This window comes from Paractinoplanes bogorensis (genome assembly GCF_018829635.1).
Taxonomy (GTDB): domain Bacteria; phylum Actinomycetota; class Actinomycetes; order Mycobacteriales; family Micromonosporaceae; genus Actinoplanes; species Actinoplanes bogorensis.
Genome location: NZ_JAHKKG010000004.1, coordinates 735976 through 749193 on the forward strand (window position 1 = coordinate 735976; position 13218 = coordinate 749193).

The 13218-nt window shown below is 70.9% G+C and carries 14 protein-coding genes; 9 read left to right on the forward strand and 5 right to left on the reverse strand.

The genetic code is table 11. The annotated features are described in order from the left end of the window. Window positions 1-193 precede the first annotated feature (193 nt). Window positions 194-1189, forward strand: a complete 996-nt coding sequence (locus KOI35_RS15220) for a glycosyl hydrolase (RefSeq protein WP_308120999.1) — start codon at window positions 194-196, stop codon at window positions 1187-1189. A gap of 54 nt (window positions 1190-1243) precedes the next feature. On the opposite strand, the gene KOI35_RS15225 is transcribed toward KOI35_RS15220, so the two are convergent. Beyond that, window positions 1244-2050, reverse strand: a complete 807-nt coding sequence (locus KOI35_RS15225; RefSeq protein ID WP_215787837.1) for an SDR family NAD(P)-dependent oxidoreductase — start codon at window positions 2048-2050, stop codon at window positions 1244-1246. Between the two features lie 66 nt (window positions 2051-2116). On the opposite strand from KOI35_RS15225, the gene KOI35_RS15230 reads away from it, so the two are divergent. Next, on the forward strand, window positions 2117-3163 hold the full coding sequence (locus tag KOI35_RS15230) for a helix-turn-helix domain-containing protein (protein ID WP_215787840.1): 1047 nt from the start codon (window positions 2117-2119) through the stop codon (window positions 3161-3163). 247 nt (window positions 3164-3410) lie between these two features. On the opposite strand, the gene KOI35_RS15235 is transcribed toward KOI35_RS15230, so the two are convergent. Next, complete coding sequence (locus KOI35_RS15235; RefSeq protein WP_308121000.1) at window positions 3411-5036, reverse strand: FAD-binding protein; 1626 nt, start codon at window positions 5034-5036, stop codon at window positions 3411-3413. A 94-nt stretch (window positions 5037-5130) separates the two neighbouring features. On the opposite strand from KOI35_RS15235, the gene KOI35_RS15240 reads away from it, so the two are divergent. Continuing rightward, on the forward strand, window positions 5131-5667 hold the full coding sequence (locus KOI35_RS15240; protein WP_215787842.1) for a TetR/AcrR family transcriptional regulator: 537 nt from the start codon (window positions 5131-5133) through the stop codon (window positions 5665-5667). Window positions 5668-5882: 215 nt separating this feature from the next. Here the strand turns inward: KOI35_RS15240 and KOI35_RS15245 are convergent, their stop codons facing one another. Continuing rightward, window positions 5883-6434, reverse strand: a complete 552-nt coding sequence (locus KOI35_RS15245; protein ID WP_215787844.1) for a TetR family transcriptional regulator — start codon at window positions 6432-6434, stop codon at window positions 5883-5885. An 88-nt stretch (window positions 6435-6522) separates the two neighbouring features. Between KOI35_RS15245 and KOI35_RS15250 the strand changes: the two genes are divergently transcribed. From KOI35_RS15250 to KOI35_RS15260, 3 genes are all read left to right on the forward strand, one after another. Continuing rightward, the gene (locus tag KOI35_RS15250; protein WP_308121001.1) at window positions 6523-7485 is read left to right on the forward strand and encodes an aldo/keto reductase; all 963 of its coding nucleotides are present in this window, start codon (window positions 6523-6525) and stop codon (window positions 7483-7485) included. A gap of 47 nt (window positions 7486-7532) precedes the next feature. After that, on the forward strand, window positions 7533-8321 hold the full coding sequence (locus KOI35_RS15255) for a cyclase family protein (protein ID WP_246613067.1): 789 nt from the start codon (window positions 7533-7535) through the stop codon (window positions 8319-8321). Between the two features lie 115 nt (window positions 8322-8436). After that, window positions 8437-8691, forward strand: a complete 255-nt coding sequence (locus KOI35_RS15260; RefSeq protein WP_215787846.1) for a hypothetical protein — start codon at window positions 8437-8439, stop codon at window positions 8689-8691. Here the strand turns inward: KOI35_RS15260 and KOI35_RS15265 are convergent, their stop codons facing one another. Together KOI35_RS15265 and KOI35_RS15270 are read right to left on the reverse strand one after the other, a co-directional pair. Then, window positions 8692-9852 (reverse strand): alkaline phosphatase PhoX, encoded by a 1161-nt coding sequence (locus KOI35_RS15265; RefSeq protein WP_215787848.1) that lies wholly within the window; start codon window positions 9850-9852, stop codon window positions 8692-8694. A 119-nt stretch (window positions 9853-9971) separates the two neighbouring features. Then, on the reverse strand, window positions 9972-10439 hold the full coding sequence (locus tag KOI35_RS15270) for a septum formation initiator (protein WP_215787850.1): 468 nt from the start codon (window positions 10437-10439) through the stop codon (window positions 9972-9974). A 103-nt stretch (window positions 10440-10542) separates the two neighbouring features. Here KOI35_RS15270 and KOI35_RS15275 point away from each other — a divergent pair, with 103 nt between their 5' ends. The 3 genes from KOI35_RS15275 (at window position 10543) to KOI35_RS15285 (ending at window position 13212) form a co-directional block, all read left to right on the forward strand. Beyond that, window positions 10543-11232, forward strand: a complete 690-nt coding sequence (locus tag KOI35_RS15275) for a response regulator transcription factor (RefSeq protein WP_215787852.1) — start codon at window positions 10543-10545, stop codon at window positions 11230-11232. Continuing rightward, entirely contained in the window at window positions 11229-12494 is a 1266-nt protein-coding gene (locus KOI35_RS15280; protein WP_215787854.1) for a HAMP domain-containing sensor histidine kinase, read from the forward strand. The genes KOI35_RS15275 and KOI35_RS15280 overlap by 4 nt, the downstream gene beginning before the upstream one ends. A 76-nt stretch (window positions 12495-12570) precedes the next feature. Beyond that, the gene (locus tag KOI35_RS15285) at window positions 12571-13212 is read left to right on the forward strand and encodes a PepSY domain-containing protein (RefSeq protein ID WP_215787856.1); all 642 of its coding nucleotides are present in this window, start codon (window positions 12571-12573) and stop codon (window positions 13210-13212) included. Window positions 13213-13218 lie beyond the last annotated feature (6 nt).

Here is a 13218-nt window from a genome sequence, read left to right on the forward strand (position 1 = left end):
GTGCGCGTCGATGGAGCGGCCGACCGCCGGCGGCTGCGCGACGGTCAGTAATGGCTGCGCGTAGCGGTCAGAAACGGCCGCGCGTAACGGTCAGGAAGCGCGCAGTCGGCGGTGGCCGCCCAACTAGCTCCGCGAGCCCGGGTTGATGGGCCCGCGGTGGAACGTCCGTCCCCCAACGGAAAGGAATCCCCTCGTGAAGATCCCCCGTCCCGCCTGGGTCGTCGGCGCCGTCACGGTGCTGCTCGGCTCGGGCATGGTCTACACCGCGTCCAGCGCCTCGGCGTTCGCGGCGACCCCGAAAGCGACCGTGATCAACTACCTGCGGTCGATCAGCGGCACGTCGATCGTGTCGGGGCAGCACAACAAGGAGCCGGCCAGTCAGCCCGGGCAGTACACCCAGCAGGTGCATGACGTGACCGGTCAGTGGCCGGGCCTGTGGGGCGGCGACATGATGTTCCGGGCCGACGACATCAACAACCGGCAGCGCGTCGTCGACCAGGCCAAGACGGAATGGCGCAACGGATCGCTCGTCGCGCTCACCTGGCATGCGTGTTCGCCGACCGTTTCGCGCACCTGTGAGTTCGAGGGCGGCGTCAAGACGCGCATCTCGGACAGCCAGTTCCTGCAGGTCGTCACCGGCGGCACCGCGCTCAACCAGACCTGGCGCAGCCGGATGGCCGAGGTCGTGCCGTACCTGCGCCAGCTCAAGGACGCGGGCGTGCCGGTGCTGTGGCGGCCGTTCCACGAGATGAACGAGACCTGGAACTGGTGGGGCGGCCGGCCCGGCGCCAACGGCGGGTCGAAGATCTTCCAGCAGATGAAGGACTACTTCGACAGCCAGGGCCTGGACAACCTGATCTGGGTCTGGAACGTGCAGGACAACCCGGCCGGTGGCTGGTCCCAGTACTACCCGGGCAGCAACTACGTCGATGTGGTCTCGCTCGACGCCTGGTACAAGAACTTCCCGTCGTCCGGCGACTACCAGCAGATCCAGTCGATCGCGGCCGGCAAACCGATCGCGATCGCCGAGATGGGCAAGGTGCCGGACAACGCGTTGCTGACCTCGCAGACCCGCTGGTCGTACTTCATGGTCTGGTCCGAGCAGTTGCGCGGCAGCAACACGAACGCCGCGATCCAGGCCGCCTACTTCCACCCGCGGGTACTCAACCAGGGCGAAGTGCGTTTCTGACCGTTGCCCGGAGCGGGGTGAGCGAGACGTGCAGTTTCGCTCACCCCGGTGCGGTCAGGCGGTCTCGGCCAGGTCGCGCCACTGCTGCCAGGTTTCCTGGCGCTGCCGGTAGGCCGATTCCGCGATCGCGTACGGGTATTCACCGAGGAACAGGCGCAGCGGCGGCTCGTCGAGGTCGACGAGTGTCAGCAGGGCGTGCGCGGTGACGGACGGGTCCCGGGGTGCGCGGGCCGAGGCACCGGCACGGCGAGCCTCGCGGACCGGCTCGTACGCATCGAGCGGCGTCGCGCGGACGGCGGAGTCGCCGGACCAGTCGGTGCCGTACGGGCCGGGCTCGACGATCGTCACCCGCAGGCTCAGCGGCTTGACCTCCTGGGCGAGCGCCTCGCTCATCCCCTCGAGAGCCCACTTCGACGCGTTGTAGAGGCCCAGACCCGGGAACGCGGCGATCCCGCCGATGCTCGACACCTGCACGATGTGACCGCTTCCCTGCGCACGCAGGACCGGGAGGGCCGCCTGGGTCACCCACAGCGCGCCGAACAGGTTGGTGTCGATCTGGGCGCGGGCCTGCGCCTCGGTCGTCTCCTCGACCATGCCGAACAGTCCGTAACCGGCGTTGTTGACGACGACGTCCAACCGGCCGAACGTTGTCGCCGCTTCGTTGACCGCGGCGAACACGTTCGCGCGGTCGGTGACGTCCAGGCCGATCGGAAGCAGCCGGTCTCCGTACTTCTCCTTGAGCCCGGCCAAGGCCTCCGGGTTGCGGGCGGTGGCGGCGACGCGGTCACCGCGGTCGAGGGCGGCGGTTGTCCATACCTGTCCGAAACCGCGCGAGGCGCCGGTGATGAACCATGTCTTCATGATTCCGACCCTGCCGTTGCGCGCGCCGGGCAGCCAGCACCCGGCCAGGGATACCCTCGACCCGACATGAGCGATCTCGGCGAGTTCCTGCAGGCCCGGCGGGGCCGGGTGCGTCCGGCGGACGTCGGCCTCACCGCCTACGGCCCGCGGCGGGTGCCCGGCCTGCGGCGCGACGAACTGGCCGCCCTGGCCGGCGTCTCCGTGCAATACCTGACCAGACTCGAACAGGGCGTCGACCGCCACCCGTCCGCGCAGGTGCTCGACGCCCTCGCCGCGGCCCTCCAGCTCGACCGCGACGCGACGGCTCACCTGCACGCCCTGGCCACCCCACCGAGCACCGCCAACACCTGGCTGAAGGCGGCGGTAGGACCACGCGCTGCTGCCGGCCCGGGTGCCACTGCCGGTTCAGGGGCTGGGACACAGTCAGCTGCAGCGGCCAGGCCCGGCGGGACGGGGAGTGCGGCGCCGACGGGCGCTGCTTCCGGAGCGGGTGACGCCACCGGGCCGGCAACTGTGGGACAGCCGGCGGCTGCTGACCGGGCGAGTGCTGGTGATCGGTCGGGCGCTGGGGCACAGCTTGGCGCCGGTGGTTTCCTGGAGCCGGCCCCGCGCGCACGCGGGGCGGGCGGTCCCGAGTCCGCGTCGGGCGATGTGCGGCGGCTGCTCGATGCGTGGAGCGGCATTCCGGCCTATGTGCGGAACGGACGCTTCGATGTGGTGGCCGCCAACAAGCTCGCGATGGCGCTGGCGCCGCTCTATCAGCCCGGGCGCAACCTGGTGCGCGACATGTTCCTCGATCCGGCGGTGCGCGTGGTGTTTCCGGACTGGCCGGAAATCGCCGCGCAGACGGTCGCCGCGTTGCGCGCTTCGACGGATTCGCGCAATGCGGAACTGGCCGCCTCGCTCAACGGCAGCGACGAGTTCCGGCGGCTGTGGGCGTTGCACGATGTCCGCCCGGCGCGGGACGAGACGAAGCGGTTCCTGCATCCGTACGCGGGAATGCTTGTGCTTCGACGTCAGAGTCTGGCCGTCGCGGGCAGCGATCTCGTCATTATCGCCTACCAGCCGGAACCGGGAAGTCCCTCGGCCGACTCCTTGGCCGATCTCGCGTAGGCCACGGCGTCACGCATGCGTACGGCGCGCGCGTGCGAACGGCGCGCGTATGCGAACGGCGCGCGTATGCGAACGGCGCGCGCATGCGAACGGCGCGCGCATGCGAACGGCCGCACATGCGAACAGCGCGCAGATACGAACGGCGAACACATGCGAACGGCGAACGGGCCCGCACGGCGCTGTGGTTTCTCCGGTGGGGGATCGGGCGTGACGTCCCGCCCTCAACCAGGTCGCCCTCCAGGCGGAACTAGGCGAGTTTGCCGGCGGCGTGGCGGGCCGCTGCGTAGCCGAAGCTCAAGCCCTGGCCGATGGTGGCGCCTGGGCCGGGGTAGACGCGGCCGAACGCGTTTCCGGCCGCGTTTCCGGTGGCGTACAGGCCCTCGATGGCGGTTCCGTCGGGGCGCAGGGCCCGGCCGAAGCCGTCGGCCCGGATGCCGCCGCAGGTGCCCAGGTCGCCGGGGACGACCTTGACGGCGTAGAACGGGGCCTGGTCCAGCGGGCCCAGACACGGGTTGGGAGTGATGGTGGGGTCGCCGTAGTAGCGGTCGTAAGCGCTGTCGCCCCGGTGGAAGTCGTCGTCGCGGCCGGCGGCGGCCTGAGCGTTGAAGCGGGTGACCGTGGCGGGCAGGTCGGTCAGGCCCAACTGCTTGGCCAGGTCGTCCAGGGTGGCGGCCTTGACTGCCACGCCGGCGTCGTACCAGGACTTGGGGAGTGGCTGGCGGGGGAAGACGCCGCCGCCGAAGACGTAGCGGTTGCGGTAGCGCTGGTCGAAGACCATCCAGACCGGGAGCTGCTGCTGGATCATGTGCTGGCCGGCCGTCATGTAGTTGACCGCCTCGTTCATGAAACGGCGGCCCTGCTGGTCGACGATGATCTGGCCGGGCAGGCTGCGTTCGGCCAGCAGCACGCCGGGCATCGGGCCGGGTGCGGGGATGGCCGGGAACCACCAGGCCTCGTTCATGAACGCGAGGTCGGCGCCGGCCGCCTGGGCCATGGGCAGGATGTCGCCGGTGTTCTCGGGATTGCCCAGGCACCAGTCGGTGTCGAGCTGCTCGGACTGGTATTCGTGGCGCAGGGCGGCGTTGCGGTCGAAACCGCCGGCCGACAGGAGGACGCCGCGGTTTGCGCGAATGCGTTCGCCGTGGACGATGACACCGGTGACCCGGTCGTTCTCGACGATCAGTTCCTGCAACGGGGACTCGAAACGGACGGGAATGTTCGCGGCGCGCACACCGGCGAACAATCCGGCGGCCAAGGCGCCGCCACCGGCCACATACTCGCGGCGGATGGCCAGGCCGCCGAGCCCCAGGCCGAGCAGGCGGGCGCCGGTGACAATGCCGCGCGGGTGGCGGGCGACCAGGTTCAGCCACTTGTACGTGCGGCCGGATACCGGCATCGGGAACGGCGCGGCCAGTGCGGGCGGGCGCAGGCGGGCCCGGTCCGGCCCCAGACGGCGTACGTCGAAAGGCTTGGGTTCCATCGCCCGGCCCGTGGCCGAACCGCCGGGCAGCTCGGGGAAGTAGTCGGCGTAGCCGGTCATCCACTGGAACTTGAGCGGGGTGTGGCGGCGCAGCAGGTCGACGGCGGCGGGACCGTGCTCGAGATGGGTGCCCCAGCGGGACTCGGGGGTCTCGCCGGCGGTGACGGCGGTCAGGTATTCGCGGGCGCGTTCGGGGGAGTCGCGGACGCCGGCCTCGCGCAGCAGGGCGTTGCCCGGCACCCAGAAACCGCCGCCGGAGAGCGCGGTCGAACCGCCGAAAAAGCGGGACTTCTCGATGATCAGCACCGACATCCCGGCCTCGGCGGCGGCCAGCGCGGCCAGCATGCCCGTCCCGGAACCGACCACCACGAAGTCGAAGCTCTGTTCGTCCACGGCGCACACCCGCTCTCGTCCGATCTCCTGCTGGGGACGTTAGGCTCGTGTCCTCAGAAAGGCAACAGGCTGTTGCCATTGAGAGAATGGTGCGATGACTCAGGCGGCACGGCGCACGCTCGGGCTCCAGCACGGCCCGCGGAGCGCCCAGGTGATCGAGAATGTGCGCGCGGCGACGCTGACCGAGCTGGCGCGTGCCGGGTTCGCCGGGCTGACCATCGACGGCGTGGCCAAGGCGGCCGGGGTCAACCGGACCACGATCTATCGGCGCTGGCCGTCCAAGGCGGCGCTGCTGGCCGCGGTGGTCGAGCCGCTGCTCGCCGACTACGACAACGATCCGGCGACCGGGTCGCTGCGCGGGGACGTGCTGGCGCTGATGACGATGATCCGCGACAACGCGGCGCGGCCCGAGGGGCGGGCGCTGGTCGACGCGGTGAAGGCGGGCGGTACGGGGGAGCTGGGTGACCTGGTCGCGACGGTGACCGAGCGGGCGCTGGCGTCGTTCCGTCGGGCGGGGGCGTCGCCGCTCGTGGCCCACCTGGCCTTCTCGGGCGTCGTGATGTGGGACCAGACCCACGACGGCCCGCCGGCGGACGAGGACTGCGCCGCGATGCTCGACACGCTGCTCTGACGGGCCACGGGCGACGAACGTCGGGTGGCGAGCGGCTGACGGCTGGCGAGGCGCCACGCGGGCGCGGCTCGCGGTGCGGGGCGTTGTCGCGCGGCGGGACCGGCTTTCCGGCGTACGCGGGAAGGGTCTTGGTGCGTTGCGGGGAGGGCTTTACGCCGTACGAGGGAAAGGTCTTGATGTGTTTGGGGCGGCTCTCCGGCGTGCGCGGGAAGGGTTTAATGAGCCGCCGGAAAGAGGCGCTCCACGGCCGTGACGATGGCGGCTCGGCGGGCCTGCGAATCGCTCGGGACGTGCGGCGGCTGGGCCACCCAGGACATGGCGATCTGGTTGACGAAGATCAGGATGTCGATCGGGTCCCAGGAGGCGTCGAGGATGCCGTCCTTCTGGGCCTGGCGCAGCTTCTCCAGCTTGTAGGTGGTCGCCTCGCGGATCGGGTCGTCGTCGGGCGGACTCTCGCCGGGCCCGAGTTCCATCTGGCCCCAGGTCATCAGCCGGTAGCGGTCGGGATGGCTGGTGAAGTAGTCGTGGATGCGGCCCGCGTATTCCGGCAGATCGGTCGGATCCATCCGGGTTGCCTCGGCCACCGCGGTCAGCTCCTGCCGCAGGATGTGCCGGTAGAGGGCCTCCTTGCTGCGGTAATAGGCGTAGATGCGCTCCTTGCTGGTGCGCGCGGCCTTGGCGATGCGTTCGATGCGGGCGCCGGCGATGCCGTGCCGGGAGAACTCGGCCGTGGCCGCGGCGACGATGCGGTCGCCGGTGGAGTCCATGGTCACAACATTACCTTCGCCGATGCCCGGATCGCGGGGTAGGTTCGAACCGAACCGTTTGGTTTGACATTCCGTGAGGAGAGCAGTCGTGCAGCAGCGCACTCTTGGACAGCAGGGCCTGACCGTCTCCGAGATCGGCTACGGCGCCATGGGGTTGCACCTCGCCTACGGCCCCGGTGACGAGCAGGAGGGCATCGCCGCGATCCGGCGGGCCCACGAGCTCGGCGTGACGTTCTTCGACACCGCCGAGCTGTACGGGTGGGGCGAGAACGAGAAGGCGGTCGGCCGGGCGGTGGCCGGCTTCCGCGACGAGATCGTGATCGCCACCAAGTTCGGTTTCACCCGCGACTTCGGGTTCGACAGCCGGCCCGACCACATCCGCGAGGTGGTCGAGAACAGCCTGCGGTATCTCGGCGTGGACACGATCGACGTGCTCTACCAGCACCGCGTCGACCCGACCGTGCCGATCGAGGACGTGGCCGGGACGGTCAAGGAGTTCATCGACGCGGGGAAGGTCCGCTACTTCGGGCTGAGCGAGGCCGGACCGTCGACGATTCGCCAGGCGCATGCCGTGCAGCCGGTTTCGGTGCTGCAGACCGAGTACTCGTTGTTCGAGCGCGACGTCGAGCAGCTCCTCCCCGTGCTCGACGAGCTCGGCATCGGCTTCGTGCCCTACTCGCCGCTCGGCCGCGGGTTCCTGACCGGCGCCGCCAAGCCGGCCGACCAGTACACCGAGGGCGACATGCGGCGCACCGATCCGCGCTGGCAGCCGGGCAACTACGAGAAGAACCTCGACGCCGTACGCCGTCTGACCGCGCTCGCCGAGTCGAAGGGCGCGACGGTGTCGCAGCTGGCGCTGGCCTGGCTGCTGACCCGCGGCGAGCACATCGTGCCGATCCCGGGCACGCGCAGCGTCCGGCGGGTCGAGGAGAACACCGGCGCGGCCGACGTCAAGCTGACCGACGCCGACCTGGCCGCCATCGACGAGATCCTGCCCGACGGCGGGTTCGGCGAGCGCTATGCCGGCGGTCGCACGCCGACCTGGATCTGACACGACGGAGGGTATGGCGGGTCACCGGAAGCCGCTACATTCCGACCATGTGTGTCGACAAGGTGACTCGCCGTTCCTTGCTCCTCGGCGCGGCGGCCTCGGCCGCCGTGGTTGCTGCTCCCGCGATGCCCGCCCAGGCCGCCCCGCACAGGCACGGCCTCCAAGACCTCACGCACGTCGTCAGCCCGTCGTTCCCCGCGTTCGAACCCGGTGAGGAGCCGTCCAGCCGCGTCGCCACGTCCATTCCGGACGACGGCTACTACATGCGCGAGTGGACGATCCTCGAGCACTTCGGGACCCATGTGGACGCTCCCGCGCACTTCACGGCTGGTGGCCGTACGTCCGAGGAACTGACGCTGGCCGAGCTGATCACGCCGGCCGTGGTCATCGACATCGCCCGCCGGGCCGCCCACGAGCCCGACACCACCGTCAGCGTGGCCGACCTGGTGGCGTACGAGCGCCGCTACGACCGGATCCCGCGGGACGCCTCGGTGCTGATGTTCAGCGGCTGGGCGGCCAAGGCGGGCGACGTGGCCGCCTACCGCGGCACCGACAGCGCGGGCGGCCTGCATTTCCCCGGGTTCAGCGCCGACGCCTGCGAGTGGCTGCTGACCAAGCGGCGCATCCGGGCGCTGGGGGTCGACACGCTGAGCATCGACCCGGGCGTCTCCGAGGACTTCGCGACCCACCTGGCCCTGACCGGCGCCGACCGGTACGGCGTGGAGAATCTCGCCCACCTCGACCGGATGCCGCGGCACGGCGCCACCCTGACCGTCGGCCTGATCCCGTACCGGGACGGCTCAGGAGGGCAGGCCCGGGTGTTTTCAAGCTGGTGACCGAGGGAACTCAGACTGCCCCGGGAACTTTCGTGAAGATCTTTCGAACCCGGGGACAGCTCTGCGACGTACAGTGCGTTCGGGAGCACATGTGCTCGACAGGAGGTCGATCGGGATGAGCACCGAGGACAAGCGCCGGGAGTTCGACGACATCGTCGCCCGCCTGACCACGGATTACCCCGCGCTGGCGCGCCCACCGTGGCCCCGCTGGCCCCGCCCGGTGCTGATCGCCGTGCTGGTCACGGCAGGCGTCGTCTGGGGTCTGCTTTCGGTGGCCATGGTCGCCTGGGGTGTCCGGGGGGTCCTGCTGACCGGTGCGGTCGTCACCACGGCGGTGTTCGCCGGGGTGCTGGACGCCCGAAAACGTTAGCTACCGGAACGGCCCCGTCACGCAATAGGTGATGCCGCCGGAGGACGCTCCGGAGGTGCCCCGCTGCGAGGAGAAGTACAACCGGTTCCCGGCCGGGGTGAAGGCCGGACCGGTGATCTCCGATGCTCCCTGCCCGGTTATCCGCAGGAACACCGACACGGTGGCCGACGCCGGGTTGATCAGGCAGATCTCCATGTTGCCGCCGTCCTCGGCCACGTAGAGGTCGCCCGAGGGCGTGCCGGTCACGTTGTCGACCCCGGTCAGCGGTGCCGTGCCCGGGCTGACCAGGTTGTCGTCGTAGGCCAGCTCGTACGTGCCGGCCGACAGGTTGACCTGCCACACCCGGTTGTCGCCCTTGGTGGTGAACCAGACCTTGTTGTCGGCGTAGTGGCAGCCCTCGCCACCGTTGAACGCCTTGGCCCCGGACACCTGATAGCGGGTCTGGGTCGGTGAGCCGTCCGGGTCGGGGACGTCGGCCCAGGTGAACGAGCCCGAGGTGGCGGTGCCGGCCCGGAACACCTGGAGCGTGCCGGCCGACAGGTTGCCCCACGCGGCCGGGATGTACCGGTAGAACTTGCCGTCGGTCTCGTCCTCGGTCAGATAGATGACCTGCCGTACGGGATCGGCCGCGGCCGCCTCGTGCTTGAACCGGCCCATCGCGGGCCGCACGACCGCCGACCCGCCGAGCGGGTAGGTCTCCCAGACCCGGCCCAGGCTGATCTCCTCGCACGACAGCCAGGTGTTCCAGGGCGTCTTGCCGCCCGCGCAGTTCTGGTTGGTGCCGCTGAGGATCCGCGAGGCGCCGGTGACCTGCCCGCTCGAGTTGAAGACGAGCCGGGACGCGCCACCGCCCGAGCTCGAGGACACCTCGGAGTTGGAGACGTAGATCCAGCCGTTGCCGTTCGGAATCACCGCGCCGCCGTCGGGGGCGTCGTGCCAGCGGTACGAGGTGCCGGGAACCGTCTGCCGGGAACGGGCCACGACCTGGCTGGTGAAGCCCGAAGGCAGTTGGATGCCGTTGGCGTCGGCCGCGCGCAGGGCGCCGTACGGTCCGGTGGCGTTCTGGGCGGGGCTCGCGTAGGCGGCCGACCAGGCGGTGAACGGCAGGGCGATGCCTCCGGCGCCGGCGACGGTGGCGCGTAACAGGGTGCGACGGTCCATGAATCCTCCTCGTGGGGGGTGCATGGACAGGTTGCTGGCCGCCTCTGGACGGCACGTGAACGGCCGTCAATCGACGTATGTCGAAGTCTTCGCGAGGGGACGAAGCTGGATAAAAGACGTTAGTCGTCGTCCCCGCCGTGGTTGCTCTGCTCGTCGGCGTGCGGCAGGCCGCCCGAGCAGGTGATCCGCAGTTCGACGTGGCGGTCGGAGCTCTCGAAGCGCACCTTGGCCTCGGAGTCCGGCCCCTCGTCGACGTCCTTGACCTCGTAGCCCGGGTTCGGTGACCAGCGGTCCAGGAACGCCTCGCCGCCCCGGCAACCGGCGATCGCCACCCCGCCCGAGCTGGAAAAACTGGTGAGGGCGGGAGGGCGCTCGCTCGGTGTCGCCGTTCTGACCGGTGGCGGCGGGGTGCTTGACACCGGCGCCGCGGACAGGGCCCGCGCCACGTCCTGCTCGCTCAGCACGCCGCCCGGGGTGCCGGTCAGGTTCTCGCTGACCAGGCGGATCCCGCCCAGGCCGGCGCCGGTGGCGACCACAGCGGCGGCCAGCCACCCGGCGGTGGCCACGAGATATCGCGGAGTCGGCATGGCTCCCACTGTGCCTGATCAAGGGCTAAGACTGTCTCCCGGCCACGCTAAGGCATGGTTAAGAGCGCAGGTCAGCGTGGAAAGGCCGACTACGCTTCGCCCAATGGCCCGGCTGCTGCTGATCGAGGATGACGCGACCATCCGTACGCCCCTGATGCGGGCGCTCAAGGAGCGCGGCCACGCCGTCGCCTCCGTCGCGACCGCCATGGAGGGCGTGCAGGCCGCCCTCACCGACCGTCCCGACCTGGTCGTGCTCGATCTCGGGCTGCCCGACCTGGACGGGCGCGAGGTGTTGCGGATGCTGCGCGCGGTCAGCCAGATGCCGGTGATCGTGGCGACCGCCCGCGACGACGAGACCGAGATCGTGCGGGTGCTCGACTCGGGCGCCGACGACTACGTGGTCAAACCGTTCACCGCGGCCCAGCTCGAGTCGCGGATCCGGGCCGTGCTGCGCCGGGGGACGACCCCGCAGGCCGACCCGGCCATCACCGTCGGCGAGCTGGTGATCGACCCGGGCGGGCGGCAGGTGCGGCTGGCCGGCGAGACGGTCGAGCTCACCCCGCGCGAGTTCGACCTGCTGCATCACCTGGCCACCCGGGCCGGGCAGGTGGTGACCAAGCGCGAACTGCTGACCGAGGTCTGGCAGATCCCGTACGGCGGTGCCGACAAGACGGTCGACGTGCACCTGTCGTGGTTGCGCCGCAAACTGGGCGAGAGTGCCACGGCGCCGCGCTACCTGCACACCGTACGGGGAGTCGGGGTTCGTCTCGGTGTTCCGGAGTCCGGCTCGTGAGGGGGCAGCTCCGCCTGCTCGTGCTGGCCACCACCACCCTCATGATGATCGCGTTCCTGGTGCCGTTGGCCTTCCTGGTCCGGCAGGTCGCCGAGGACCGCGCGACCGTCCGCGCGACGGCCGACATCCAGGGCATCATCACCGTGGTCGGGACGGCCGACCCGTCCGACCTGAAGCTGACCGTCGAGCAGTTGGCCGCCACCTCGGGCCGCCCGATCACCGTCTATCTCGACGCGGACACCGTGCTCGGCACTCCCGTCGCCCGGACCCCCGCGGTCGAACTGGCCAGCCGCGGGCGCAGCCTCACCGTCGAATCCGGCGGGGGCCGCGAGATCGTCGTCGCGGTGCAGGGGAGAGGAGGCACAGCAGTTATCCGTACGGAGGTCTCGCCCGCCGAAGGCAGTAGCGGCGTGACCCGCTCGTGGATCGTCCTGTGCGGGCTGGGCGTGCTGCTGGTGGCGGTCGGCGTGCTGGTGGCCGACCGGCTGGCCCGGACGATCGTGCGCCCGATCACCGACCTGTCCGACGTCTCGCACCGGCTGGCCAACGCCGAGCTCTCGGCCCGGGCCGCCCCCGAGGGCCCGGCCGAGGTGCGCGAGGTGGCCGGCGCCCTGAACCACCTGGCCGGCCGCATCCAGGAACTGCTCCGGGCCGAACGCGAACAGGTGGCCGACCTGTCCCACCGCCTGCGCACGCCGCTGACCGCCCTGCGGCTCGAGGCGGAAGGCCTGCGCGACCCCGAGGAGAGCGCGCGTCTGAGTGCCGCCGCCGACGCCCTCGAACGCGCCGTGAGCGGCCTGATCCAGCAGGCCCGCCGGCGCACCGACCCCGACTCGGTCGAGCCCGCCCGCTGCGACGCGGCGTCGGTGGTGGCCGACCGGGCGGCCTTCTGGGCGGTGCTGGCCGAGGACACCGGCCGCGAGATGACGGTCGACCTGGTGCCGGGCCCACAGCCGGTCGCGGTGTCGGCCGACGAACTGGCCGCCGCGGTCGACGCACTGCTCGGCAACGTCTTCGCTCACACCCCGGACGAAACCCCGTTTTCCGTACGCCTGGAAGCCGTCCCCGGCGCCGTCCGGCTCACCATCGCCGACCGTGGTCCCGGCATGCCCGCCGGGCTGGTGCAGCGCGGGGCCAGCGGCGGCGACTCGACCGGGCTGGGCCTGGACATCGCCCGCCGGGCCGCGCGGGGCCGCTTCTCGATCGCCGCCGGGCCCGACGGCGGGTCGGTCGTGACGATGGAGCTCTTAACCAGCCCTTAGGGATCATGCAGCGCGGCGCTATCCAAGAAAGCGGGAGTCTCCTGGTGTCAGTGAGAAACAACCGGGAGGAACCATCATGAAGCGCTCGTACGCACTCGCCGCCGCCGCTGGGGCAGCCGCCGTTCTCGGCATCACGGGCACGGCCCTGGCCGCGGCCGACTCGTCCTCGTCCTCGTCCGCGACGCCGTCGCCCTCCTCGTCGGAGGTGTTCCGTGGGGACGGGACGCTGGACGACAACAGCACGTCGTCGGCGTCGCCGTCGCCGTCGTCCTCGTTCGAGACCGTTGAGCCGGGGTCGGTCACGCCGTCGCCCCGTGGCAGCAGCTCGGCCAACTCGGGCCTGGGCAGCGCCACCGCGTCGTCGATCTCGATCGCGGCGGCCAAGTCGAAGGCGCTGTCGGTCGTCGGCGGGGGACGGGTCGTCAAGGTCGAGGCCGAGACCGAGCACGGCCGGGCCGTCTGGGACATCGAGATCATCTACAACGGGGTGGAGCACGAGCTCGACATCGACCGCCGGACCGGTGCCGTCACCGACCACGAGATCGACGGCCGGGACGGCGACGACCGCGGCCGGGGCAGTGACGACCGGGGCAGTGACGACCGGGGTGGCGACGACAACCGGGGTCGCGGCAGTGACGACAGCGGCAAGCACGGTGGGGACGACCGCGGCGGCGACGACAAGGGTGGCCGCCACGGCGGGCACGGCTCGGACGACTGATCGCCG